Raw genomic sequence first — 22,379 nt, forward strand, 5'->3', positions numbered from 1 at the left:
TCAAAAAAAACAAGCACAAAGACAGTGTTAAAAAGTGCAAAAAGCAAAGGGGCCCGAAGGCCCCTTCTTTGTACCGGCTGCGTGACGCTTAGGCGTCTGGCGCGGCCTTGGCAGCAGGCTCACTGTTTTCGTAGATATACAGTGGCTTGGACTTGCCTTCTATAACGCTTTCGTCGATCACCACTTTACTCACCTCGGACTGCGAGGGGATTTCATACATGGTGTCGAGCAGTACACCTTCGAGAATCGAACGCAGGCCACGGGCACCGGTCTTGCGCTCCAGGGCACGTTTTGCGACCGATTTCAGAGCGTCGGCACGGAATTCCAGGTCTACGCCTTCCATCTCGAACAGCTTGGCGTATTGCTTGGTCAGGGCATTTTTCGGCTCGGTGAGGATCTGCATCAACGCAGCTTCATCAAGCTCGTCCAGCGTCGCCAGGACCGGCAGACGACCGACGAATTCAGGGATCAGACCGAACTTGACCAGATCGTCAGGCTCGACTTCACGCAGGGATTCACCGACTTTCTTGCCTTCTTCCTTGCTGCGCACTTCTGCGCCGAAACCGATGCCGCCCTTGGTGGAACGGTTTTGAATAACCTTTTCCAGACCGGAGAACGCACCACCGCAGATGAACAGGATGTTACGGGTGTCGACCTGAAGGAATTCCTGCTGCGGATGCTTGCGACCACCTTGAGGCGGAACGGAAGCGACCGTGCCTTCGATCAACTTGAGCAAGGCCTGCTGCACGCCTTCACCGGAAACGTCCCGGGTGATCGACGGGTTGTCGGACTTGCGCGAGATCTTGTCGATCTCATCGATGTAGACAATGCCCATCTGGGCCTTTTCCACGTCGTAATCGCACTTCTGCAACAGCTTCTGAATGATGTTCTCGACATCTTCACCCACGTAACCCGCCTCGGTGAGGGTGGTTGCGTCGGCAATGGTGAACGGAACGTTCAGCAAGCGGGCCAGTGTTTCGGCAAGCAGGGTTTTACCCGAGCCTGTCGGGCCGATCAGCAAGATGTTGCTCTTGCCGAGTTCGACGTCGTCGCTCTTCTTGTCACGCTGGTTAAGACGCTTGTAGTGGTTGTACACCGCTACGGCCAGAACCTTTTTCGCACGCTCCTGACCAATCACATACTGATCAAGGATGCCGCTGATTTCTTTAGGCGAAGGCAATTTATGCGCGCTGCTCTCGGCCTGGGCTTCCTGCACCTCCTCACGGATGATGTCATTGCACAGGTCGACGCACTCGTCGCAGATAAAGACCGAGGGGCCGGCAATCAATTTGCGCACTTCATGCTGGCTTTTGCCACAGAAGGAGCAATAGAGCAGCTTGCCGTTGTCCTCGCCGTTGCGGGTGTCAGTCATTCGTTCGATCCAAATCCGATAGGCTTGCAACACAAGATGAAGGCTATTGCGGGCTTTTTCAAGCCCGCTGGTGATCGGACCCGCCGACCACCCCTATTTTGAGCTGCTTATTTTACGCGGGGCGCTGGTTGATCACTTCATCGATCAAGCCGTATTCCTTCGCAGCTTCTGCACTCATGAAGTTGTCGCGATTGGTATCGCGCTCGATTTCTTCAAGGGTACGCCCGCTGTGCTTGGCCATCAGCGTGTTGAGACGCTCGCGGATGAAGAGGATTTCCTTGGCATGGATTTCGATATCCGAAGCCTGCCCCTGGAAACCGCCCAGTGGCTGGTGAATCATCACACGCGAGTTCGGCAGGCAGAAACGCTTGCCTTTGGCACCGGCCGTCAGCAAAAACGCGCCCATGCTGCACGCCTGACCGATACAGGTGGTCGACACGTTGGGTTTGATGAACTGCATGGTGTCGTAGATCGACATGCCCGCCGTCACCGAACCGCCCGGGGAGTTGATATAGAGATGGATGTCCTTGTCCGGGTTTTCCGCTTCAAGGAACAACAGCTGCGCACAGATCAGGTTGGCCATGTAGTCCTCTACCGGACCCACCAGAAAGATCACTCGCTCCTTGAGCAGACGCGAGTAGATGTCGTAGGCGCGCTCGCCACGAGCGGACTGCTCGACAACCATCGGGACCAGGCCGCCTGCGGCCTGGATATCAGAGTTCTGCTGAATATACGAATTACGGAACATGCTCTGCAGTCACTCCCAAATAGTTATGTCTTGAATACGCATAAGCCAGCTCGAGAGCTGGCTTATGGTGTGTGCTTCTTAGCGCAAAAATGATCAGTCGGCTTGTGGAGCTTCTACCGGCTTGACCGCTTCTTCGTAAGAGACCGATTTGTCGGTCACGCTAGCTTTCTGCAGAACAGTATCCACAACTTGCTCTTCCAGCACAACCGAACGAACTTCGTTCAGTTGCTGGTCGTTCTTGTAGTACCAGGACACCACTTGCTCAGGCTCTTGATAAGCCGAAGCCATTTCCTGAATCATCTCGCGAACGCGGGCTTCGTCAGGCTTCAGGTCGAATTGCTTGACCACTTCAGCCACGATCAGGCCCAGGACAACGCGGCGCTTGGCTTGTTCTTCGAACAGCTCGGCCGGCAGTTGGTCAGGCTTGATGTTGCCGCCGAACTGTTGAACAGCCTGCACGCGCAGACGGTCGACTTCGTTGGACAGCAGGGCCTTTGGCACTTCGATCGGGTTGGTGGCCAGCAGACCGTCCATGACCTGATTCTTGACCTTGGATTTGATCGCCTGACGCAGTTCGCGCTCCATGTTCTTGCGAACTTCGGTGCGGAAGCCTTCCAGACCGGTTTCCTTGATGCCGAATTGAGCGAAGAACTCTTCGTTCAGTTCTGGCAGTTTTGGCTCGGAAACGGTGTTGACGGTCACGGTGAACTCGGCGGTTTTGCCAGCCAGGTCCAGGTTCTGATAGTCCTCAGGGAAGGTCAGGTTCAGAACGCGCTCTTCGCCGGCTTTAGCGCCAACCAGGCCGTCTTCGAAGCCCGGGATCATGCGGCCGGAGCCCAGAACCAGCTGGGTGCCCTTGGCGGAACCGCCAGCGAACACTTCACCGTCGACCTTGCCGACAAAATCGATGTTCAGCTGGTCTTCGTTTTGAGCGGCGCGATCAGCCACTTCGAAACGGGTGTTCTGCTTGCGCAGGATGTCCAGCATCTTGTCCAGATCGGCATCAGCCACGTCCGCGCTCAGGCGCTCTACGGTGATACCGTCGAAACCGGCAACGGTGAACTCAGGGAACACTTCGAATACGGCTACGTATTCCAGGTCCTTGCCCGCTTCCAGGGATTTTGGCTCGATCGACGGCGAACCAGCAGGGTTCAGCTTCTGCTCAACCACAGCTTCGTAGAAAGAAGACTGGATCACGTCGCCTACAGCTTCCTGGCGAGCGTCAGCACCGAAACGGCGCTTGATTTCGCTCATTGGCACTTTGCCTGGACGGAAGCCAGCAATCTTGGCCTTTTGGGCAGTCTGCTGCAGACGCTTGTTGACCTGGCTCTCGATGCGCTCAGCCGGCACGGTGACGCTCATGCGGCGCTCAAGAGCAGTAGTATTTTCAACAGAAACTTGCATGGATATTCCTCGTTGCACAGACGTTAGCCGGCCGTTTCCGACCCCAGAATCAAGGGCATGCATTCTAGTGGGTCAAACTCAAGAAGTCACCCTACTGAAAACGGGTAAAAACGCAGCAGGCAATTTATAGGTGCGAATGCACGAGTGCACCTCGCCCCGATGGCAAATACAACCAATCAAGCCAGGGCTCTGCGCCAACCTTTCTATATATAGAAGAGGTCGCCAATCATCTCCCTGACAGCCGATCTTGCAAGCAAGGCCGGCGGGCAGCACGGCATCATCGCGAAACATAAAAACGACGAAACGCCCCGCCCTTGCGACCCAGAATCTGCGGTCGCTGAATCCGCTGAAACAAAAAAGGCGCCAGACTATTAATCTGGCGCCTTTTCGAAATATGGGGTGGACGATGGGGATCGAACCCACGACAACGGGAGTCACAATCCCGTGCTCTACCAACTGAGCTACGCCCACCATATTGCGTAACAAAGAAGCCAAATCACTTCTTTGTTGAACTCCAACCAGGCCAGGCGGCATGGTTGAAGCCTTGTTTGGTGCGGATGAAGAGACTCGAACTCTTACGCCTCGCGGCGCTGGAACCTAAATCCAGTGTGTCTACCAATTCCACCACATCCGCGGGATGAAGCCTTTAAAGCAAAGGCGCCAGACTGTTAATCTGGCGCCCTTCGAAATATGGGGTGGACGATGGGGATCGAACCCACGACAACGGGAGTCACAATCCCGTGCTCTACCAACTGAGCTACGCCCACCATATCGCGTTACTTGTGCCAAAGCTGCCTAATGGCGCACCCGGCAGGACTCGAACCTGCGACCATCCGCTTAGAAGGCGGATGCTCTATCCAGCTGAGCTACGGGCGCCTTGTTAATCTGTACTCTTGGAGGACTACAAACTAAGTGCTTTTCAGTCTTGCAGAACCGTAATCCCGCTCAACCTTCTCAACCAGTGCTAGGCTGTGCCCGACAAGTGCGACGAATAGTATAGAGCCCCCCGCAGGTCGTCAAATCCTTTTTGAAAAAAATTCATTTAATTAAAGGGGTTAGCGGAATTTGCAGACCAAGCGCCTTTGCCCTCACCGCATGACATGCGAGAATGCGCTCTCTTTTTTTCCCCTCTCGATGGTTAATCACGCGCAATGACTGCACAACTTATCGACGGCAAATCGATCGCCGCCAGCCTGCGCCAGCAGATCGCCCAACGCGTCAACGAGCGTCGCCAGCAAGGTCTGCGCACGCCAGGCCTCGCGGTGATCCTGGTCGGCAGCGATCCTGCCTCTCAGGTTTATGTCTCGCACAAGCGTAAAGACTGTGAAGAGGTCGGCTTCCTGTCCCAGGCCTATGACCTGCCCTCCGACACCACCCAGCAAGCGCTGGCCGAGCTGATCGATCGCCTCAATGACGATCCGGCGATTGACGGCGTCCTGCTTCAGCTCCCTCTTCCGGAACACCTGGACGCCTCCAAATTGCTGGAACGCATTCGTCCGGATAAAGACGTCGATGGTTTCCACCCTTATAACGTTGGTCGCCTGGCCCAGCGCATCCCGCTGCTGCGCCCCTGCACCCCGAAAGGCATCATGACCCTGCTGGAAAGCACCGGGGCCGATCTCTACGGGATGAACGCAGTGGTGGTCGGCGCATCCAATATCGTCGGTCGCCCGATGGCGATGGAACTGCTGCTGGCAGGTTGCACCGTGACCGTCACCCACCGTTTCACCAAGGACCTGGCCGGTCACGTCGGCCGTGCCGACCTGGTCGTCGTCGCCGCCGGCAAGCCGGGCCTGGTAAAAGGTGAGTGGATCAAGGAAGGCGCGATCGTGATCGACGTCGGCATCAACCGCCAGGAAGACGGCAAGCTGGTGGGTGACGTGATCTACGAAACCGCCCTTCCCCGCGCCGGCTGGATCACTCCAGTGCCAGGTGGCGTCGGCCCGATGACCCGCGCCTGCCTGCTGGAAAACACCCTGTACGCCGCTGAAACCCTGCACAGCTGAGGCTTAAGGCAGAGGTAATCAGCGACACAAGGAACCCCGCCCATGGCGGGGTTCTTTTTTGCCCGCAGAACAGGATGACCATCTGCCGGAAAATGACGTTTTTTTCATGTTTCCAGTGTCTTTCACCCAGCCCTCGAACAACCATCGACAGTTATTCAGCCATACTCCAGAATGTCGCGCTTTTTGAGAAATAGCCCGTTACAAAACGGCTTATCAACACCTTATTGAGTCTGCCAGCGTGAAAATCCGTCTTTCCATCCTGAGCCTATTTTTTGCAGTTACAGGGACTTTCCTCACGCCAATCGCCAGTGCTGACGAGACCACCGCAGCCCCGCGGGATACCAAGACACTCAAGCTCGCTTCCGGTAGCTCCCTGCTCCTGGACTTGCAGACCAACAAAGTCATCTACGCCAGCAATCCTGACGTGGTGGTACCGATCGCTTCCGTCAGCAAATTGATGACTGGCCTGGTCGTGGTTGAATCGCGGCAGAACATGGACGAAATTATCGACGTCAACATCAGCGATACACCGGAAATGAAAGGTGTGTTTTCCCGGGTCAAGCTGCGCAGCGAACTGCCACGTCGGGAAATGCTGCTGATTGCCCTGATGTCCTCGGAAAACCGCGCTGCCGCGACTCTGGCGCATCACTATCCAGGCGGCTATGCCGCGTTCATTGCAGCAATGAACGCCAAGGCCCGGGCATTGGGCATGACCAACACGCATTTCGTCGAGCCGACCGGGCTCTCCCCGCGCAACGTCTCGACCGCACGCGACCTGAGCAAACTGTTGATCGCTGCGCACAAATACCCGTTGCTGACCGAACTCAGCACAACCAAGGAAAAAATCGTCACCTTCCGTAAACCCGTCTACAGCCTGGGCTTTCGCAATACCGACCACCTGGTGCGCAAGCCGGACTGGGACATCCAGCTGACCAAGACCGGTTTCACCAACGAAGCAGGCCACTGCCTGGTGCTGGTGACTCGCATGAGTAACCGTCCGGTTGCCCTGGTGCTGCTGGACGCTTATGGCAAATACACTCATTTTGCCGATGCCACCCGCATCCGCAATTGGGTCGAAACCGGCAAGAGCGCCGAGGTGGCTTCCGCTGCCTTGCAGTACAAATCGGACAAGAATCTCAAGCAGCGCCAGAGTGGCGTAGTTGAGGCTTCAAAATAAGCAGGTACCTGCAGCAAGCAAAAGCCCCGGTCATCCGGGGCCTTTTTTTTTGACTGTGGTTAATCGTTGGGTAGCGGCATCTGGTCATCATCGGGAATGCCATCGCCTTTGCTCGGGTCGTGCCAGCCCTTCGGATGTTCGGTGGGCACCACTGTCGGCCGGGCCAGCGGATCGCGCATCGGGCTGTTCGGATCCATCACCGGGTCCGTGTCCTGCTCAGGTGTGGTCGGCACCGTTTCCGGACGTTTGTCGTCGAAACTCGAATCGATAGACATGCGCACCTCCATGGGAGCTAAGGTTTGAGATCGCCCAGTGGATCGTAGGGCTTGGCGGGAACCTTGGAATTATCATCCGGCCTCACATCCCTCGGTGCCTTGGCCGGCCCGATGGGATCGACCGCTGGATCTGCAAGGTCCGGGGAGTCGGGATCGAACCCCAGCTCATCGCCAGACGAATGCTCGGACGAGTGCGGGCCGTCGGGGGTATTGGAATGGGCCATGGCGCCTCCTGGGGGCCCGGGAAAATCCGGGCCTTTCCTATAAGAGGCCGGTTATGGGCGCAGGTGCCCGATGGGTGACGAACGGACTTACTGTGCGCCTAGCGCTTTTTTCGCCTTGGCGGCAGCCTGTTCCTGGCCGGCCTGGGCGAGGTCGTTGGCGGCGTTGAGCCAGCGTTGCTGGTCGACCTGGGCAGGCAGTTGAGTCGGATTCTGGATCAGCACCGCCCATCCACCGGCATCCTTGAATGCCGATTCGAACGAGCCGAAGCTCATCGTCAACCGCTGATCCATGCCTGCGCGCAGCAAGACGGTCTGCTTTTGACGGTTGTAGCCGGTCAAAATCGCGTAGCGTGGCTCGGCCCACAGCGCCGAGCCTTCAGTGAAGCGCACCATCACCGGGTACCCGGCCGCGACCTGGGTCAGCAAGGCCGGCAGGTTGCTGTCGAGGGGATAGACCACCATCCCGTACTCGCGGGCGAGGTTCTGCATGTTCTGTTGCAATTGAGCTTCGGCGCCCGGCAAGTGCAGCGGTTTGTCGAGCAGCCCAGGCGTAATCACGACGCCCTGCTGCGACAGCATGCTCGCCAGCACCTGCGGCCCGCTTTGATTCGCCACCCCCTTGTAGAACCGGCCGCTGAGTTCGACCCGCTCCGGCAGGCGCTGGATCTGTGGCGCAACACTCCCCGCGCAGCCCGTCAGACTGGCAACACAGCCCACAAGCAGCGCCGCCGCTAGCATTCGAGACATTACTCGCACCATCATCACTCTCTTGTTCAGTTGCCAGGCAATCCCATTCCCGGCTTGGCCGTCGATCATAGGACGCCACACCGCAGCGGTATAGCCTTAACCGGCAGTTGTTTGCATCCGATAGAGCGAACTGGTTGGTGATAGGCGACCTTTGGTCAATAGCTTGAAACATGCCAGCGACTAGACTGTCACTTGGATAGCGTGTGTGCCCGCTGCAGGGCAAAGAGGAGGCCTGGATGAGCCTGGCAATGACAATCGTAATGCTGATTTCCGGCTGGCTGGCGGTGGCCGCCGCCATGTTGTGGGGCGTTCTGCGCGTTACTCGCCGGCACCATCACCCTGCCCCGCCCGCCCCTCTGGCGAAAACCGATGAAGGCGCCGCGCAGCACGCCACCGTCCACTGAACCACAACCTTAGGTCATGCATAAAAAAACGGGCGCCTGGATTCCAGGCGGCCGTTTCGTTTCAGCGAGGATCAGGCTTCAGCAGCAACCCGCTTCTGCCTTGCCCGCCGGGACATCATGTTCAACACCTCGATCGCTGCCGAGAACGCCATCGCGGCGTACACGTAGCCCTTCGGTACGTGGGCGCCAAAACCCTCGGCGATCAACGTCATGCCGATCATGATCAGGAAGCCCAGGGCCAACATGACGACCGTCGGGTTGTCATTGATGAACTTGGCCAGTGGATCCGCCGCCAGCAACATCACCAGCACCGACACCACCACGGCAATGATCATGATCGGCAAATGCTCGGTCATGCCGACAGCGGTAATGATGCTATCGATGGAGAAGACCATGTCCAGCATCAGGATTTGGCCGATCGCCGCGGCAAAGCCGAGGGTCACGGTCGAGGTGGCCGACTTCGGGTCTTCCGGCGCCGGGTCCATGCTGTGGTGGATCTCGGTGGTGGCTTTCCACAACAGGAACAGGCCGCCGGCGATCAGGATCATGTCCTTCCAGGAAAACGCATGGCCGAGAATCTCGATCACCGGCGCCGTCAACTGAACGATGAACGCGATGGTGCTGAGCAAGCCCAGACGCAGGATCAGCGCCATGCCGATACCAATGCGCCGCGCTTTCTGCCGATGCTGCTCGGGCAGTTTGTTGGTCAGGATCGAAATGAAGATCAGGTTATCGATGCCGAGCACGATTTCCATCACCACCAGGGTGGCCAGGGCGACCCAGGCGGTGGGGCTGGCGGCTAGCTGTAAAAGGTATTCCATGGCTCAGTCCTGACTCGTTGTAAGACGGTTTAGATTTCCTGGGAGGAAGATGCGGATTTTTCCGCCTCTTTTTCCGATGATTCTTTTTTGCTGATCAGCCCGCCGGTGGCATCGCTGAGCGCTTGCTCGGCGGCTTTGTGCGTATCATCGATGGCCTGCTTCGCGCTTTCGGCAGCCGCACCCATCAACTGCTGGGCGCTTTTTTCCGCTTGGTCGCAACCGGCCAGAACCAGTAAAGACGTGATCAGCAGTGCCGTGGCTTTAAGTTTCATGTGATTTCCCCCGATATAACGAACGCGGCCGAAACGGTGGCCCGTTGATAGCGAGGGATTCTAGGGAAATGAATACTTCAGGAAAATTCGTTTTTTTAGCGGTTATACTTCGGTTTTCACGAACTGTTGATTCCCATGCTTAACTATCGGCAATTGCATTACTTCTGGGTGGTGGCCAAGACAGGTAGCATCGTGCGCGCCTGCGAGCAACTGAACCTGACGCCACAAACCATCAGCGGGCAGATATCGCTGCTCGAACAGACCTATGGAATCGAGTTGTTCCGCCGGGTGGGCCGACAGCTTGAGCTGACGGAGGCCGGACGACAGACCCTGCCCTATGCCGAGCAGATGTTTCAGCTGGGGGGCGAACTGGAATTGATGTTGCGGGCGCAGCCCAACGAGCAGCAGATCCTGTTCCGTGTGGGCGTGGCCGACGTTGTGCCCAAGTCGATCGTTTACCGCCTCATCGCGCCGACCATGGAATTGAATGAACCGCTGCGCATTACCTGCCGGGAAGACAAGCTCGAGCGGCTGCTGGCCGACCTGGCCATCCAGCGCCTGGACCTGGTGATTTCCGACAGCCCGATGCCATCGCACCTGGACATCAAGGGCTACAGCCAGAAACTCGGCGAATGCGGGATCAGTTTTTTTGCCACCGCCGAACTGGCCGCGCGCTATGGCCAGGACTTTCCCCGCAGCCTGCACGGCGCGCCACTGCTGATTCCCGGACCGGAAACCGTGGTGCGCAGCCGTTTGCAACGCTGGTTCGCCGAGCAGCAGATCCAACCAAAGATCGTCGGTGAGTTCGACGACAGCGCCCTGATGCAGGCTTTCGGCCAATCCGGCAGCGGCATATTCATCGGCCCGAGCGTGATCGCCGACGAAGTGCAACGCCAATACGGCGTTCAAGTGATTGGCCAGACCGACGCGGTCAGCGAGTCGTTCTACGCCATTTCGGTGGAACGCAAAGTCAAGCACCCTGGCATTGTCGCCATTACCGAAGGTGCCCGACGCGAGTTATTTACCGAACTGTGAAGCTCAGGCGCAGACTTCGCGGGGTTTGAACGTCATCAGGGCAATCGCCAGCAGGACCGAGGCGAGGATAAGCGCGGCCGCCGCGAAACCAAGGCCCTGCAGCCCTACGCTGTCGATCACCGACCCGCCTATCATCGCACCCAGGCCAATGCCCAGGTTGGCGCCGGCTATGTTCAGCGAAGCGGCGAACGCTGGCGCTTCAGGCGCGGCCTTCATCAAGCGCACGTGACTGACCAGGAACATCGCCGCCTGGGTCACGCCCCAGATGCCCATCGCCGCCGCCAGACCGAGGGGCGAATGGATGTTCGGCACCAGGGCCACCAGGCCGGCAATCATCAACGCACAGAACATCATCGACGCCATCAGTGGGTGACGGTCCACCGCACGCCCGCCCAGCGAGTTACCGATCAACCCGACCGCACCGAAGCCCATCAGGCACCAGCCGACTACGGTTCCGTTGAACCCGGCCAGGCGTTCAAGGATGTCGGCCAGGTAGGTGTAGGCCGTGAACATGCCGCTGAACACCACCACCGACAACAACACATGACCCAGCATCAGCGGGCTGCGCAGGATCTTGAACTGCGAAAGGAAGCTCACCTGATGCTGGTGCAGGTTGGTTTTCGGCAGGTAGATAAACAGCAGCAGCGCCTTGGCAAAGGCAATGACCGCCAGGATGGCGAACGCACTGCGCCAGCCGAACGCGTCGGAAATCAAGGTGCCCACGGGAATGCCGAACACCGTGGCACAGACAATGCCGAAGCCGATCTTGGCGATGGCGCGGCCGGCGTACTCGGGCCCTACGATGTCCACCGCAGTCTCGCTGGCCAGGGCCCAGAACACCGGCAACCCCAAGGCCGGGATCAACCGGGCAAACGACATCACCCAGATGTTCGGCGCCAGCGCCGCCAGGGTGTTGGCCAGGCCGAACAGGATCAGCACCGAGATGAACAGCTTGCGCCGCTCGAAGCGGGCGAAATATGCCGTGAGGAACGGCCCGAAGGCGGCGACGGTGAAGGCGAACAGGGTGACCAGCAGGCCGGCTTGCGGGATGCTGACGTCCAGGTCCCGGGCGATGGCCGGCAACAGGCCGACGATGACGAATTCCGTGGTCAGCACCGTAAAACCGGCAGCAGACAACAGAAGAATGGGCAACAGCATGCACAACTCCAGAAAAAACAACGACACCAGCGATAGCCCGAAGGCCCACTGGCAGAGATGAAAATGAGGATGGCGAATGTTAGCAGAGTGATCGCGCATGCGGTTGCACGAACCTGCAAATTGCATCGCATAACCGGGCGGCACTTCGTCACAGGTCTGAAGGATAGTGCCTACGCTGTGATAAAGTCCGCGCCCTGAAAAACGTCGCTCCCACAAGGATTGCGGCGTTCAATGTTGCCCCTTCCGGTTTCCCGCCTGCGGCCTGCCTCGCTTGTTGCTGCAACCGGGAACCCATGCACTTATAAAAATCCGAGATGCCGTTTTATGACCGCTTCATCCCCTTCTCTATTGCAACGCCTGAAACGCCTGAGCCTGGTCACGCAAATCGTGATCGGCCTGATCGCCGGTATTGCCCTGGCCCTGTTCGCGCCTGAAACGGCGAAATCCACCGCGTTTATCGGCAAAGTGTTCGTCAGCGCGCTGAAAGCGGTCGCGCCGATCCTGGTGTTCGTGCTGGTCATGGCGTCGATCGCCAACCACAAGCACGGCCAGGAAACCCATATCCGGCCCATTCTGTTCCTCTACCTGTTGGGGACTTTCGCCGCCGCCGTGGTCGCGGTGGTTGCCAGCATGATGTTCCCGTCCAGCCTGGTGCTGTCGACCCAGGACGTTGCGGTGACCGCGCCGGGCGGCATCGGTGAGGTGCTGCAAAGCCTGCTGTTGAGCGTGGTCGACAATCCGGTCAGCGCGCTGATGAACGCCAACTTCATCGGCATCCTGGCGTGGGCCATTGGCATGGGCATCGCCATTCGCCATGCCGGCGACACCACCCGTGAAGTGCTGGGCGACCTGTCCAATGGCGTGACCGTGATCGTGCGCCTGGTGATCAGCTTCGCCCCGCTGGGGATCTTCGGCCTGGTAGCCTCGACCCTGGCCACCTCCGGTTTCGGCGCCTTGATCGGCTACGCGCACCTGCTGGCCGTATTGCTGGGCTGCATGCTGTTCGTGGCGCTGGTGATGAACCCGCTCATCGTGTTCTGGAAACTGCGCCGCAACCCGTATCCGCTGGTGCTGACCTGCCTGCGCGAGAGCGGCATCACCGCGTTCTTCACCCGCAGTTCGGCGGCGAACATTCCGGTCAACCTGGAATTGAGCAAGCGCCTGGGCTTGCACGAAGACACCTACTCGGTGTCGATCCCGCTGGGCGCCACCATCAACATGGCCGGTGCAGCGATCACCATCACCGTGCTGACCCTGGCGGCCGTGAACACCCTGGGCATTGCCGTGGACATCCCGACCGCCATTCTGCTGAGCGTGGTTGCAGCGATCTGCGCCTGTGGCGCGTCGGGCGTGGCGGGTGGTTCGCTGCTGCTGATCCCGCTGGCGTGCAGCCTGTTTGGCATCCCGAGCGAAATCGCCATGCAGGTGGTGGCGGTTGGTTTCATCATCGGCGTGTTGCAGGATTCGGCGGAAACTGCGCTGAATTCGTCCACTGATGTGCTGTTCACCGCGGCGGCTTGCCTGGGTGAAGAACAGAAGGCCGCACGATTGGCGTAACACCGCCGCCCGCTCCCACAGGTCCAGCGGTGTAGATGAAAGATGGCCCCCCACGAAAAAGCCCGCCAAGGCGCAAACCTGGGCGGGCTTTTTGTATCGGGACGGTTTAGAACGCGCCCATGTAATCGCGCTTGCCCACTTCTACGCCGTTATGACGCAGCAGTGCGTAAGTGGTGGTGACGTGGAAGAAGAACTGCGGCAGGCCGTAACTGAGCAGGTAAGCCTGGCCGGAGAAACGCTTCTCTTTCGGCGTGCCTGGACGAGTGACGATCTCGATGCCTTCCTTGCCATTGATCTGCTCAGGCGTGAATTCGCCGATGTAGGCCAGGACCTTGGCGATCAACGCTTGCAGCTCGGCGAAGGTGGTTTCGGTGTCGTCATACTTCGGCAGCTCGACTTCAGCCAGACGCGAAGTAACGCCCTTGGCGAAATCAACGGCGATCTGCACCTGGCGCACCAGCGGGAACATGTCTGGGAACAGACGCGCTTGCAGGTAGGCGTTCGGGTCGATGTTCTTGGCGGTAGCGTGGGCCTCGGCTTTTTTCAGCACATCGCTCAGGGCGTTGAGCATTTGCTGGAAAACAGGCACGGAAGCGTCGTACAGGGAAATGGTCATGGCAGTCTCATGTGATGTCAGGAGGAAAACGTCGGCCGATTATAGCCGCGCGCAGCCCTCCCGAGACGGCTCTTTTTTATTTGCTCGGACGCGGTTCCCTGGGCATGCCCAAGGCGCGCTCGGCAATGATGTTGCGCTGGATCTCGTTGCTGCCGCCGTAGAGGGTGTCGGCGCGGCTGAACAGGTACAGCGACTGCTGACGGGTCAATTGATAAGGCGCGGCTTCGAGCAATTCCGCCTCGGCGCCAAGCACGTCCATTGCCAACTTGCCGAGGCTGGCATGCCAGGTCGACCAGAACAGCTTGTAGATGGTCGCCTCCTTGCGCAGCGAACCATCCTGGCTTCCCGAAAGCATGCGCAGCGAGTTGTAGCGCATGATCCGCAGCCCGCTCCAGGCCTCGGCCAGGCGCTGGCGCAGGATCGGATCGCGGGCAGCGCCATTGGCCTTGGCAATGGCGATGATGTCGTTGAGTTCATTGTGAAACTGCATCTGCTGGCCGAGGGTCGACACTCCCCGCTCGAAGCCCAGCAACGCCATGGCGATCTTCCAGCCCTCGCCTGGCGCACCGATAATGTTGGCGGCGTCAGTACGGGCGTCGTCGAAGAACACTTCGTTGAACTCCGAGGTACCGGTCAGTTGTTCGATGGGCCGCACAGTGATTGCCGCCTGGACCATCGGCACCAGCAGGAAAGACAAACCGCGATGGCCGACGCTGCCCGGTTCGGTGCGGGCGATGACAAAGCACCAGTCCGATTCATGGGCCAGGGAGGTCCAGACTTTCTGGCCGTTGATCACCCATTGACCCGTCGCTTCGTCCAGCGTCGCGCGGGTCTTGACGTTGGCCAGGTCGGAACCGGCGCCCGGCTCTGAATAACCCTGACACCAGAACGATGTACCGCTGACGATGCCCGGCAAAAAGCGCTGTTGCTGTTCGACCGTGCCGAACGCAGCGATGGTCGGCCCGGCCAGGCCTTCACCGATGTGGCCCATGCGTCCGGGCCCGCCGGCGCGGGCATATTCTTCGTGAAAAATTACTTGCTGGGTGATCGACAAGCCGCGTCCGCCATGCTCCGGCGCCCAGCCGACACAGGTCCAGCCGCCCTCGGCGAGTTTGCGTTCCCAGGCTTTGCGCTCTTCGGGAAACATGTGCTCGTCGCCTGGGCCACCGCGAAAACGCAGGGCTTCGAATTCTCCGCAAAGGTGGGCGCTCATCCAGTCGGCAACTTCCTGGCGGAAGCGTTCATCCTGCTCGCTGAAACTGATTTTCATGGCTGCTCTCCCAGAATCACCGATGCAATGCGCTCGCGATGCCAGGCCGGCAGACCGAGGAAACTCTCGCTGGCGCGGGCGCGCTTGAAGTAGAGGTGCGGGTCGTATTCCCAGGTGAAACCGACGCCGCCATGCAACTGGATCGACTCGGATGCGCAGTGAAAATAGGTCTCCGAGCACTGCGCCTTGGCCAGCGCCGCTGCCAGCGGCAGTTCGGCCGCGACCTGCGAATCACCCAGCGGATCGAGGACCTCCTGCGCCACGCAAGCCGCGTAGTAGGCCGCCGAACGCGCGCATTCGACTTGCAGCATCATGTCGGCGGCGCGGTGCTTGAGGGCCTGGAAACTGGCGATGGGGCGACCGAACTGCTGACGTTCCTGCATGTAGGCCACGCTGAGGTCGAGTACCTGCTGCGCGCCGCCGGTCTGCTCGGCAGCCAGGCCGATGCAGGCCAGTTGCAGGACCCGCTCCAGGTGCGGCCAGCCGTTGCCGAATTCACCCAGCAGGCAGTCGGCCTCGAGGTACAGGCCCTTGAGCTCGATTCGCGCCTGGCGCCGGGTCTGGTCCATGGTCGGCCGCATTTGCCGCTCGATGCCGGCTCGCTCCGCGCCCACGGCAAACAGGCTGATGCCCTTTTCGCCAGTGGTTGCGGGGTGTCGGGCGGCAATGATCAACAGATCAGCGCCATGACCATCGAGCACATGCTTGAGGGTTCCGTCGAGAACAAAGCCGTCACCCTCGGCCACCACCGTTGCCTGGACATCATCGGCGGACCAGCCGTTGGCACTGCTGAACGCCAGGGTCGCGGTCACGCTGCCGTCGGCGATCGACGGCAACCAGCGTTGCTTCTGCTCATGATTGGCGGCCAGCAACAGCGCAGGCGTGGCCATGCAGGCGGTGGCGAAAAACGGCGAGCACAGCAAGCGCCGGCCCATCTGCTCCAACAGGATAGCCAGTTCGACAAAGCCGAGGCCCAGTCCTCCATAGGTTTCGGGAATATGAATGGCCGGCCAGTACATTTCCTGGCACAGACGCTGCCAAAGGCCTTCATCGAAGCCCCGTTCGCTGACCATTGCCGCGCGCACGGCGGCCGAATCCGATACATCGGCGAGGAAACCCTCGGCCGACTCGCGGATCATTTCCTGTTCGTCGCTGAATGCAAACTCCATCGCGGCGCCTTCTGCTCGTTTGGCGGGGCGCGCGTGGCGCGACACCCCTTTGAGCATGAAGTCTGACGCCACCCGGACGCGACAGAATCGTTAGCCTTGCCTAGTCCGAACGGGCGATGTCAAAGTGCGCCTACGCAAGTGAAAAACATGAATCGGCTAAGGATGCAGAACCATGAGCACTGAGCAAGAGACGACTTTCGACGAGCCGCGGCTCAACAGTACGGAAATCCGCATTCTGGGCTCCCTGATCGAAAAACAGGCCACCAGCCCGGAAACCTATCCGCTGACCCTCAACGCGCTGGTGATCGCCTGCAATCAGAAAACCAGCCGCGAGCCGGTGATGAACCTCACACAGGGCCAGGTCGGCCAGAGCCTGCGCGCCCTCGAAGGACGCGGCTTCACCCGACTGGTGATGGGCAGCCGCGCCGATCGCTGGGAGCACAAGGTCGACAAGGCGCTGGAACTGGTGCCGGCGCAGGTGATTCTGACCGGGCTGTTATTTTTAAGGGGGCCGCAGACGGTCAACGAACTGCTGACCCGCAGCGGGCGCATGCATGATTTCGAGGATGCCGAGCAAGTCGTGCATCAGCTCGAACGCCTGATTGCCCGCGGCCTGGCAGTGCTGATCCCGCGCCAGGCCGGCCAGCGTGAAGATCGTTATACCCACGCACTGGGTGATCCGGCGGATATCGAAGCGATCCTCGCTGCACGTCAGAACGCGCCGGATCGTAGTGCTGGCGGCGCGGTATCGGTTGAGCGAATCGAAGAGCTCGAAGCCCGAATCGCCGCGCTGGAAGAGCGTTTGGCACGCCTCGAATAAAAGCCGGGTGGCATCCCGGCTGGCCTTTAATCAATAACCAAGGCTGCTGCGAGCAAACTCCACGGCCTTTTGAAACTGCTCATCGGTCGGGCGCACGCCGGTATAGAGAACAAATTGCTCCAGCGCCTGGATCGCAATCACTTCGAGCCCGGTGATGACATGTTTGCCTTCGGCTCGAGCGCGCAGGATCAACGGGGTTTCCGCCGGGACCGCGACGACATCGAAGACGATATCCGCAGCCGCAATGGCTTGGGCGTCGAACGCCAGCTGATCGGCTTGCGGGCCGGTCATGCCGATGGGCGTGACGTTGATGAGCATTTGCGGGCGTCGCTCACGCAGCTCGGCTTGCCAGGGGTAGCCCAGCGACTTGGCCAACGCCTGGCCGGCGCGCTCGTTACGGGCCACGATAAGGCCATTACTGTACTCGCCATCGCGCAAGGCGCTAGCCACGGCCTTGGCCATGCCGCCACTGCCAAGCAGGGCAAACGTGGTGTCCTTGGGCACCTGGTGGGTCTGCAGCAACTGGGCAATGGCGATGTAGTCGGTGTTGAAGGCCTTGAGATGCCCGTCGGTATTGACGATGGTATTGATCGACTGGATGGCCGCAGCAGAAGGGTCCAGCTCATCGACCAGGTCGATGCAAGCTTCCTTGAACGGCATCGACACGCCGCAACCGCGAATACCCAAGGCGCGGATGCCACCGACGGCGCCCGGCAGGTCCTGGCTGGAGAACGCCTTGTAGTAAAAATTCAGTCCCAGTTGCTCATACAGATGATTGTGAAATCGCAAGCCGAAGTTCCCCGGGCGTCCGGACAGGGACATGCACAGCTGGGTGTCTCTGTTGGGGTTCATCTGCATCTGAATCTCCTCGTGTTGCACATTCGGATGGACGGGATTAGCCAGTCCATCGGTTCTGATCAATCATATTCGCGTGCCCTGATCGACACGGTAGGACCGTAAGGTCGCCGACACAGACCTTACACAAAATTTACCTGGCGACTGTGCTGATTTTCAAAAAAAAGCTGTCTTAGAAGTATCCCCGCGACATTCCTTGAGTCTATTGCAGACGCAAGCGCCGGGTCGAAGAACCGAGGAATCATCATGATCCGTAGAATCCCCACAGTGGCCTTGCTGATCGGTGCCCTGGCTGTCGCCGGGCAAGCAGAGGCGCATGGCGGCGGTGGCGGCTGGGAAGGTCCGGCGGTATTTGGCGCGATCGTCGGCTCGGCCATCATTGGCTCGGCAGTCATCAACAGCAACCGGCCCGTGTATGTGACGCCGCAACCGGTCTACGCCCAACCGGTCTACGCAGAACCGCAGCCGGTGTACATGGCGCCGCCTCCACCGGTGTACTACCAGCCCGCACCGGTATATGTGGGACAACCGATCTACTATCGTCCGGCACCGGTTTATTACGGTCCGCCTCGTGGCTACTACGGCCCGCCTCGCGGCTATTACGGCCCTCCCCACGGTTACGGCCGCTGGTAACCGCAGATTCGCAGGCGCGAGCGAGCGCCTGCGAACTGCCGTTCGTCGCCCCAGGTCTGGAAAAATCCTCTCGGTGTCGCTATCGGGACAGTGTCGATCGTCGATCTTGGCAAGATTGAGCTCGGACCTGTCCACCCGTTCGATAACAACAAGGACGAGCTTATGCCCACACAAAACCCGCACCGCATCAATGGCCTGTGCACTTCCAGCAAGGTCTATAACGCCCTGACCGAACTCAAGCACCTGGAAGGCCATCGCAACGCCAAATTCCTTTCGCTGCTGACGCAGAACCTGGTGCGCAAAGGCCTGCTCAACGAGCAGGAAGTGGTGCATATGCTCGATCAGGTGGTCGATTGAGCGCCAGCCGCCGAGCTGACCTCACTGGCATCAATGACCACTATTGAAAGCGTTGATTGTCCCTCGAAGCGCACGAATCGTAAGGTAGCTCCACAGATTGATGGAGGTCCTTATGATGTCTCAGGTACATATCATGTCCGTTATCGGCAGCGCCGTTCCCGCACCGCTCAGAGCGCTGGGCTTGCTCGCCTGCTGGTACCTGGTCCAGGACGGCGAACAGATCAGCGGCCCGCTCACCTCGCTGCCCGACGCCCAGGCGTTGTTCCAGCAAATCGGCTGCGCACAGGCAGGCCAGCTCAGTGCCTAAGGCAGCTGGACCCGCGGTTTGGTCTCGATGAAAATGGCCCAGCTCGACATGAACAGGGCCGCGATCAACGGGCCGATGACAAAACCGTTGAGCCCGAACAGCGCCAGGCCACCCAGGGTCGAGATCAGGATCAGGTAGTCCGGCATCTTCGTGTCCTTGCCCACCAGGATCGGGCGCAGTACGTTATCCACCAGGCCAATCACGAACACCCCGAACAGCCCCAGCACCACGCCCTGCCAGATCGCACCGGTCAGCAGGAAAAACGCCGCCACCGGCCCCCAGACAATCCCTGCCCCAACCGCCGGCAACAACGACAGAAACGCCATCAACACCGCCCAGACCAGTGCGCTGGGAATGTCCAGGAACCAGAAAATCAAACCGCCCAATGCGCCCTGGGTAATGGCTACCAGCAGGTTGCCCTTCACCGTGGCCCGCACCACGCGATTGAACTTGAGCTGCAAACGGCGCTTATGGTGTTCCTCCAACGGCACGGCCATGCGCACCTTGCGCGCGAGGTCGGCACCGTCGCGCAGGAAGAAAAACAGCAGATAGAGCATGATGAAAAAGCTGACGACGAACTCGAACGTGCCCTGGCCAAGACTGAACACCTGATTCGTCACCTCGCCGCCCGCCATCGCGCTCTTGACGATTTTCTCGCGCAGCCCGTTCAACTCACCCACGCCGAACCGGTCGAGCAGATGCTGGAAATACGGTGGCAGGTTGTGCTTGAACTGCGACACATAGCCGGCAATGTCCAGCTCGCCGCTCTCGACGCTTTTGTACAGCGCCGCGCCTTCCTGAACCAGCAGCATGCTGATGATGATCACAGGCAGGATCGCAATCACCAGACAGATGCTCAAAGTACACAACGAAGTCAGGTTGCGCTGCCAGCCAAACTTGAGTTGCAACCGGCGCTGCATCGGCGCAAAGACTATCCCCAGGATCACCGCCCAGAACACCGCACCGTAGAACGGCAGCAGGATCCAGATGAACGCAATGCTCACCAACACCAGCAAAACCGCCAGCGATTTATCTTTCAGCGTCTCTTCGTTCATGTCCGACCCATGTCAGTTCACCGGCACGCAACGTTGTGCCCTGATGCTTAGGCCACTGCGGCTCGCGCGAGTGCCGTGCGTTCGTGCAATAAACATGAGGGGAGCGGAAAACATTCAAGATTGCCTGATGCCGCTTGCTTCGCCGGGACTACAAACTGATTCAACCGGGATCACGTCGAATCCGCATAACGCCCATCTTCAATCCAAACGGTTTGAACACCGCATTCAACGATTTCAGCGTCTGATTGCCTTCGCCATGCTCGATGTGCACTAACGTGCGCACCGAAATCTTGCACATCTTCGCGAACTGAGTCTGGTGCAAGCCGGTCACTTCGACCCGCAACCGGCGAACCGCTTCGCCAATTTCCAGGCTGCCTTGAGCCAATGCCTCTTGAATGCTTTCTATGAGCGCAGTGCGCTCGGCCACTGTCATGCTCATATCAAGTCCCATGCTTTCATACGCTGCTGCAGATTTTTCAAGGCAATTTGCGGGTGATTCATGGTTACGTCAGGCAGGCCGCTGGCAGTGAGAATATCGGGAAGTGCCATCAGCTGATTCGCATCGTCGCGCAGGCGCTCAAAAGAGTCCTGCACCTCACTCAATGCGGCCAGCGGATCATCCGGGTCAGCGATGTCGGCCAGTGCCCGACACACGCCACGCCAATCGACATCACCTGCTCTCTCCAGCGCTCTTGGCCACTTGGTGGAGCGAGTCACCCCTTCGTCGTCCATCACCATGGGCGCCAAATCATAAATAGGTGCAAGCCGAAACGATGCGCTATCGCGGATGATGGCGGTGTTTCGACCATGGTTGTCCGAATTACCCAGGATTTTGTTAAGCAGGTCCCGACGCAGGTAATCCGCAACCAGGTCAGGAATCTGATCCGCTTGCCCCACATCCCGCCATAACCCGGCCAGCAATCGGATAACTTCCAGGTGATCCAGTGCGCTACCCGGTGCCGTGACGTTTGCCAGCGAGTAAATCGACTCCACGGCAAAGCGCTCGACGCCCTGCTGAGTCACTTGACGGTCAAAACGCTGCATCCACAGGCTGGGTTTGGTCGACTCCTCCAGTGCCAGCCCCTCTGCTGCCACGGTCTCGATCCCCAGAGCCTGGAGCGCCTTGTAGTAGTGGTACTCGCTTCTCAGGATTTCCTGATCAGTCGCAGATCCTTTATTGCGAGCGAACTTCACGAACCAATGCCGGGCGACGTCGGCGTCGTCCAGCACCGCATCGGGATACACCAATCCTGCCTTGTTCTCGGCCAACAAGAGCTTGGGCGCCTCACCCCCTGCCCCGGTTGCGCCACCAATGGCAGCGCCCTGCTCATAGGCATACTCGAGAAATCGATTGTTGCGGTTGATAACGTCCTGACGTTCAAACCCTATCGGCTCACGTTGATCCACTACCTCGGCAGATTCCTTTACCCGCATGTTGCCAATCGGTGCCGGCGTGCTTCTGGCCAGCAGGTAAAGGTCTGCATTTACTCCGGCTGGCTTGTCTTGCCCCAAACGTGCCAGCAGAAACCTTTTTGCCGCACCGGCAGGTGCAATGTCGTGCACAAATGCCGGGGCGTTGGATCGCCGGCCATCCCAATCCAATGGGAACCTCGCACTGACGGCTTTGGCGAACGGCGACCCAATCTGTTCGTAATTTTCAAAAAGATAGGTTTGCTCGTAACCAAAACTGCAGCGACTTTCGAACCCTTTTTCTGGACTGTCGAAGCTCAAGACCATGGCGTCATGCCAATTCCCGGCCGTATAGATTTGTAACGTCAGGTCGAACATCGGATTACACCTGCATTTAAATGCACTTTTTTTGCGTAACTGAAGCATAGACTGCAATATAGTGCATTTTCGAACATCAACGAAAAGATTAAAGTGCACTATAATGCAGATTCGCATCTATAGAGGCACGAAATGCGCAACATAATGCAGATGAACGATGATCTGAGCGCCAAATCCCGGGCAAAAAAAAGGTTCTTCACGGATTACCGGGAAAGACGCTCTTGATCTTCATGAAAAAGAATTCGCTATCCCGGTAACCGTACGCCATCCGCTTGATGACCTTTATTCGATTGTTTATCCCTTCCAGCT

General features: G+C 58.9%; 26 protein-coding genes and 4 tRNA genes. 9 read left to right on the plus strand and 21 right to left on the minus strand.

Annotated elements, in window-relative coordinates:
- Window positions 1-88: 88 nt before the first annotated feature.
- The 7 genes from clpX to ACYP2Q_RS30600 all read right to left on the minus strand — a co-directional run bounded on the left by clpX (window position 89) and on the right by ACYP2Q_RS30600 (window position 4,400).
- Window positions 89-1,372 carry an ATP-dependent Clp protease ATP-binding subunit ClpX gene (clpX, locus tag ACYP2Q_RS30570; protein WP_046817996.1) on the minus strand — a complete coding sequence of 428 codons (1,284 nt, stop codon included), beginning with the start codon at window positions 1,370-1,372 and terminating at the stop codon, window positions 89-91.
- Between the two features lie 112 nt (window positions 1,373-1,484).
- On the minus strand, window positions 1,485-2,120 hold the full coding sequence (clpP, locus tag ACYP2Q_RS30575) for an ATP-dependent Clp endopeptidase proteolytic subunit ClpP (protein ID WP_459733906.1): 636 nt from the start codon (window positions 2,118-2,120) through the stop codon (window positions 1,485-1,487).
- Between the two features lie 93 nt (window positions 2,121-2,213).
- A complete protein-coding gene (gene tig, locus ACYP2Q_RS30580) occupies window positions 2,214-3,524 on the minus strand; it encodes a trigger factor (RefSeq protein ID WP_459733907.1) in 1,311 nt (436 codons plus the stop codon).
- Window positions 3,525-3,919: 395 nt separating this feature from the next.
- Window positions 3,920-3,995, minus strand: a tRNA-His gene (locus tag ACYP2Q_RS30585).
- 78 nt (window positions 3,996-4,073) lie between these two features.
- A tRNA-Leu gene (locus tag ACYP2Q_RS30590) sits at window positions 4,074-4,158 on the minus strand.
- 57 nt (window positions 4,159-4,215) lie between these two features.
- A tRNA-His gene (locus ACYP2Q_RS30595) sits at window positions 4,216-4,291 on the minus strand.
- A 32-nt stretch (window positions 4,292-4,323) separates the two neighbouring features.
- Window positions 4,324-4,400, minus strand: a tRNA-Arg gene (locus tag ACYP2Q_RS30600).
- A 275-nt stretch (window positions 4,401-4,675) separates the two neighbouring features.
- On the opposite strand from ACYP2Q_RS30600, the gene folD reads away from it, so the two are divergent.
- Both folD and pbpG read left to right on the plus strand, forming a co-directional pair.
- Window positions 4,676-5,530 (plus strand): bifunctional methylenetetrahydrofolate dehydrogenase/methenyltetrahydrofolate cyclohydrolase FolD, encoded by an 855-nt coding sequence (gene folD / locus ACYP2Q_RS30605; protein WP_459733909.1) that lies wholly within the window; start codon window positions 4,676-4,678, stop codon window positions 5,528-5,530.
- A gap of 238 nt (window positions 5,531-5,768) precedes the next feature.
- Complete coding sequence (gene pbpG, locus ACYP2Q_RS30610) at window positions 5,769-6,707, plus strand: D-alanyl-D-alanine endopeptidase (protein ID WP_459733910.1); 939 nt, start codon at window positions 5,769-5,771, stop codon at window positions 6,705-6,707.
- A gap of 59 nt (window positions 6,708-6,766) precedes the next feature.
- Here pbpG and ACYP2Q_RS30615 read toward each other — a convergent pair whose 3' ends face one another.
- From ACYP2Q_RS30615 to ACYP2Q_RS30625, 3 genes are all read right to left on the minus strand, one after another.
- On the minus strand, window positions 6,767-6,982 hold the full coding sequence (locus tag ACYP2Q_RS30615) for a hypothetical protein (RefSeq protein ID WP_459733911.1): 216 nt from the start codon (window positions 6,980-6,982) through the stop codon (window positions 6,767-6,769).
- 17 nt (window positions 6,983-6,999) lie between these two features.
- Entirely contained in the window at window positions 7,000-7,206 is a 207-nt protein-coding gene (locus ACYP2Q_RS30620) for a DUF6021 family protein (protein WP_459733912.1), read from the minus strand.
- A gap of 87 nt (window positions 7,207-7,293) precedes the next feature.
- Window positions 7,294-8,022: a peptidase C39 family protein gene (locus tag ACYP2Q_RS30625; RefSeq protein ID WP_459733914.1), complete on the minus strand. Its 729-nt coding sequence runs from the start codon at window positions 8,020-8,022 to the stop codon at window positions 7,294-7,296.
- A gap of 179 nt (window positions 8,023-8,201) precedes the next feature.
- Between ACYP2Q_RS30625 and ACYP2Q_RS30630 the strand changes: the two genes are divergently transcribed.
- The gene (locus ACYP2Q_RS30630; RefSeq protein WP_459733936.1) at window positions 8,202-8,357 is read left to right on the plus strand and encodes a hypothetical protein; all 156 of its coding nucleotides are present in this window, start codon (window positions 8,202-8,204) and stop codon (window positions 8,355-8,357) included.
- 71 nt (window positions 8,358-8,428) lie between these two features.
- Here the strand turns inward: ACYP2Q_RS30630 and ACYP2Q_RS30635 are convergent, their stop codons facing one another.
- Window positions 8,429-9,178: a TerC family protein gene (locus ACYP2Q_RS30635; RefSeq protein WP_056854746.1), complete on the minus strand. Its 750-nt coding sequence runs from the start codon at window positions 9,176-9,178 to the stop codon at window positions 8,429-8,431.
- A gap of 29 nt (window positions 9,179-9,207) precedes the next feature.
- Window positions 9,208-9,450 carry a hypothetical protein gene (locus ACYP2Q_RS30640; RefSeq protein ID WP_459733916.1) on the minus strand — a complete coding sequence of 81 codons (243 nt, stop codon included), beginning with the start codon at window positions 9,448-9,450 and terminating at the stop codon, window positions 9,208-9,210.
- A gap of 135 nt (window positions 9,451-9,585) precedes the next feature.
- On the opposite strand from ACYP2Q_RS30640, the gene nhaR reads away from it, so the two are divergent.
- A complete protein-coding gene (gene nhaR / locus ACYP2Q_RS30645) occupies window positions 9,586-10,485 on the plus strand; it encodes a transcriptional activator NhaR (RefSeq protein WP_459733917.1) in 900 nt (299 codons plus the stop codon).
- Between the two features lie 3 nt (window positions 10,486-10,488).
- Here the strand turns inward: nhaR and ACYP2Q_RS30650 are convergent, their stop codons facing one another.
- On the minus strand, window positions 10,489-11,643 hold the full coding sequence (locus tag ACYP2Q_RS30650; protein WP_459733918.1) for an MFS transporter: 1,155 nt from the start codon (window positions 11,641-11,643) through the stop codon (window positions 10,489-10,491).
- A 324-nt stretch (window positions 11,644-11,967) separates the two neighbouring features.
- Here ACYP2Q_RS30650 and sstT point away from each other — a divergent pair, with 324 nt between their 5' ends.
- Window positions 11,968-13,200: a serine/threonine transporter SstT gene (gene sstT, locus ACYP2Q_RS30655; protein ID WP_459733920.1), complete on the plus strand. Its 1,233-nt coding sequence runs from the start codon at window positions 11,968-11,970 to the stop codon at window positions 13,198-13,200.
- A gap of 106 nt (window positions 13,201-13,306) precedes the next feature.
- On the opposite strand, the gene ACYP2Q_RS30660 is transcribed toward sstT, so the two are convergent.
- The 3 genes from ACYP2Q_RS30660 to ACYP2Q_RS30670 form a co-directional block, all read right to left on the minus strand.
- Entirely contained in the window at window positions 13,307-13,816 is a 510-nt protein-coding gene (locus ACYP2Q_RS30660; RefSeq protein WP_459733921.1) for a DUF1993 domain-containing protein, read from the minus strand.
- Between the two features lie 76 nt (window positions 13,817-13,892).
- The gene (locus ACYP2Q_RS30665; protein WP_459733923.1) at window positions 13,893-15,086 is read right to left on the minus strand and encodes an acyl-CoA dehydrogenase family protein; all 1,194 of its coding nucleotides are present in this window, start codon (window positions 15,084-15,086) and stop codon (window positions 13,893-13,895) included.
- Complete coding sequence (locus ACYP2Q_RS30670) at window positions 15,083-16,255, minus strand: acyl-CoA dehydrogenase family protein (RefSeq protein WP_459733925.1); 1,173 nt, start codon at window positions 16,253-16,255, stop codon at window positions 15,083-15,085. Before ACYP2Q_RS30670 ends, ACYP2Q_RS30665 begins: the two co-directional genes overlap by 4 nt.
- A 172-nt stretch (window positions 16,256-16,427) precedes the next feature.
- On the opposite strand from ACYP2Q_RS30670, the gene ACYP2Q_RS30675 reads away from it, so the two are divergent.
- On the plus strand, window positions 16,428-17,075 hold the full coding sequence (locus ACYP2Q_RS30675; RefSeq protein WP_459733926.1) for a YceH family protein: 648 nt from the start codon (window positions 16,428-16,430) through the stop codon (window positions 17,073-17,075).
- Window positions 17,076-17,105: 30 nt separating this feature from the next.
- Here ACYP2Q_RS30675 and ACYP2Q_RS30680 read toward each other — a convergent pair whose 3' ends face one another.
- The gene (locus tag ACYP2Q_RS30680) at window positions 17,106-17,933 is read right to left on the minus strand and encodes a shikimate 5-dehydrogenase (protein ID WP_459733927.1); all 828 of its coding nucleotides are present in this window, start codon (window positions 17,931-17,933) and stop codon (window positions 17,106-17,108) included.
- Window positions 17,934-18,176: 243 nt separating this feature from the next.
- On the opposite strand from ACYP2Q_RS30680, the gene ACYP2Q_RS30685 reads away from it, so the two are divergent.
- From ACYP2Q_RS30685 to ACYP2Q_RS30695, 3 genes are all read left to right on the plus strand, one after another.
- Window positions 18,177-18,563: a hypothetical protein gene (locus ACYP2Q_RS30685; RefSeq protein WP_459733928.1), complete on the plus strand. Its 387-nt coding sequence runs from the start codon at window positions 18,177-18,179 to the stop codon at window positions 18,561-18,563.
- Window positions 18,564-18,725: 162 nt separating this feature from the next.
- Window positions 18,726-18,920, plus strand: coding sequence for a hypothetical protein (locus ACYP2Q_RS30690; RefSeq protein WP_459733929.1), 195 nt, complete (start codon window positions 18,726-18,728; stop codon window positions 18,918-18,920).
- Window positions 18,921-19,035: 115 nt separating this feature from the next.
- Window positions 19,036-19,227, plus strand: coding sequence for a hypothetical protein (locus ACYP2Q_RS30695; protein WP_459733930.1), 192 nt, complete (start codon window positions 19,036-19,038; stop codon window positions 19,225-19,227).
- On the opposite strand, the gene ACYP2Q_RS30700 is transcribed toward ACYP2Q_RS30695, so the two are convergent.
- The 4 genes from ACYP2Q_RS30700 to ACYP2Q_RS30715 all read right to left on the minus strand — a co-directional run.
- Entirely contained in the window at window positions 19,224-20,282 is a 1,059-nt protein-coding gene (locus ACYP2Q_RS30700; protein WP_459733932.1) for an AI-2E family transporter, read from the minus strand. The genes ACYP2Q_RS30695 and ACYP2Q_RS30700 overlap by 4 nt on opposite strands.
- Before the next feature lie 160 nt (window positions 20,283-20,442).
- Complete coding sequence (locus ACYP2Q_RS30705) at window positions 20,443-20,721, minus strand: helix-turn-helix domain-containing protein (protein ID WP_459733933.1); 279 nt, start codon at window positions 20,719-20,721, stop codon at window positions 20,443-20,445.
- A complete protein-coding gene (locus tag ACYP2Q_RS30710; protein ID WP_459733934.1) occupies window positions 20,718-22,070 on the minus strand; it encodes a type II toxin-antitoxin system HipA family toxin in 1,353 nt (450 codons plus the stop codon). The genes ACYP2Q_RS30705 and ACYP2Q_RS30710 overlap by 4 nt, the downstream gene beginning before the upstream one ends.
- A gap of 196 nt (window positions 22,071-22,266) precedes the next feature.
- Window positions 22,267-22,379 (minus strand): transposase (locus ACYP2Q_RS30715; RefSeq protein ID WP_036984840.1); only part of this gene is annotated, 113 nt, incomplete at its 5' end.

It is taken from the genome of Pseudomonas sp. MHK4 (genome assembly GCF_054600775.1).

What these genes read in the sequence shown, in the direction of transcription:
- clpX (WP_046817996.1), bottom strand. Translation starts at nt 1,372, where the DNA reads ATGACTGACACCCGCAACGGCGAGGACAACGGCAAGCTGCTCTATTGC.
- clpP (WP_459733906.1), bottom strand. Translation starts at nt 2,120, where the DNA reads ATGTTCCGTAATTCGTATATTCAGCAGAACTCTGATATCCAGGCCGCA.
- tig (WP_459733907.1), bottom strand. Translation starts at nt 3,524, where the DNA reads ATGCAAGTTTCTGTTGAAAATACTACTGCTCTTGAGCGCCGCATGAGC.
- folD (WP_459733909.1), top strand. Translation starts at nt 4,676, where the DNA reads ATGACTGCACAACTTATCGACGGCAAATCGATCGCCGCCAGCCTGCGC.
- ACYP2Q_RS30615 (WP_459733911.1), bottom strand. Translation starts at nt 6,982, where the DNA reads ATGTCTATCGATTCGAGTTTCGACGACAAACGTCCGGAAACGGTGCCG.
- ACYP2Q_RS30620 (WP_459733912.1), bottom strand. Translation starts at nt 7,206, where the DNA reads ATGGCCCATTCCAATACCCCCGACGGCCCGCACTCGTCCGAGCATTCG.
- ACYP2Q_RS30625 (WP_459733914.1), bottom strand. Translation starts at nt 8,022, where the DNA reads ATGATCGACGGCCAAGCCGGGAATGGGATTGCCTGGCAACTGAACAAG.
- ACYP2Q_RS30630 (WP_459733936.1), top strand. Translation starts at nt 8,202, where the DNA reads ATGACAATCGTAATGCTGATTTCCGGCTGGCTGGCGGTGGCCGCCGCC.
- ACYP2Q_RS30635 (WP_056854746.1), bottom strand. Translation starts at nt 9,178, where the DNA reads ATGGAATACCTTTTACAGCTAGCCGCCAGCCCCACCGCCTGGGTCGCC.
- ACYP2Q_RS30640 (WP_459733916.1), bottom strand. Translation starts at nt 9,450, where the DNA reads ATGAAACTTAAAGCCACGGCACTGCTGATCACGTCTTTACTGGTTCTG.
- nhaR (WP_459733917.1), top strand. Translation starts at nt 9,586, where the DNA reads ATGCTTAACTATCGGCAATTGCATTACTTCTGGGTGGTGGCCAAGACA.
- ACYP2Q_RS30650 (WP_459733918.1), bottom strand. Translation starts at nt 11,643, where the DNA reads ATGCTGTTGCCCATTCTTCTGTTGTCTGCTGCCGGTTTTACGGTGCTG.
- sstT (WP_459733920.1), top strand. Translation starts at nt 11,968, where the DNA reads ATGACCGCTTCATCCCCTTCTCTATTGCAACGCCTGAAACGCCTGAGC.
- ACYP2Q_RS30660 (WP_459733921.1), bottom strand. Translation starts at nt 13,816, where the DNA reads ATGACCATTTCCCTGTACGACGCTTCCGTGCCTGTTTTCCAGCAAATG.
- ACYP2Q_RS30665 (WP_459733923.1), bottom strand. Translation starts at nt 15,086, where the DNA reads ATGAAAATCAGTTTCAGCGAGCAGGATGAACGCTTCCGCCAGGAAGTT.
- ACYP2Q_RS30670 (WP_459733925.1), bottom strand. Translation starts at nt 16,255, where the DNA reads ATGGAGTTTGCATTCAGCGACGAACAGGAAATGATCCGCGAGTCGGCC.
- ACYP2Q_RS30675 (WP_459733926.1), top strand. Translation starts at nt 16,428, where the DNA reads ATGAGCACTGAGCAAGAGACGACTTTCGACGAGCCGCGGCTCAACAGT.
- ACYP2Q_RS30680 (WP_459733927.1), bottom strand. Translation starts at nt 17,933, where the DNA reads ATGCAGATGAACCCCAACAGAGACACCCAGCTGTGCATGTCCCTGTCC.
- ACYP2Q_RS30685 (WP_459733928.1), top strand. Translation starts at nt 18,177, where the DNA reads ATGATCCGTAGAATCCCCACAGTGGCCTTGCTGATCGGTGCCCTGGCT.
- ACYP2Q_RS30690 (WP_459733929.1), top strand. Translation starts at nt 18,726, where the DNA reads ATGCCCACACAAAACCCGCACCGCATCAATGGCCTGTGCACTTCCAGC.
- ACYP2Q_RS30695 (WP_459733930.1), top strand. Translation starts at nt 19,036, where the DNA reads ATGTCTCAGGTACATATCATGTCCGTTATCGGCAGCGCCGTTCCCGCA.
- ACYP2Q_RS30700 (WP_459733932.1), bottom strand. Translation starts at nt 20,282, where the DNA reads ATGAACGAAGAGACGCTGAAAGATAAATCGCTGGCGGTTTTGCTGGTG.
- ACYP2Q_RS30705 (WP_459733933.1), bottom strand. Translation starts at nt 20,721, where the DNA reads ATGAGCATGACAGTGGCCGAGCGCACTGCGCTCATAGAAAGCATTCAA.
- ACYP2Q_RS30710 (WP_459733934.1), bottom strand. Translation starts at nt 22,070, where the DNA reads ATGTTCGACCTGACGTTACAAATCTATACGGCCGGGAATTGGCATGAC.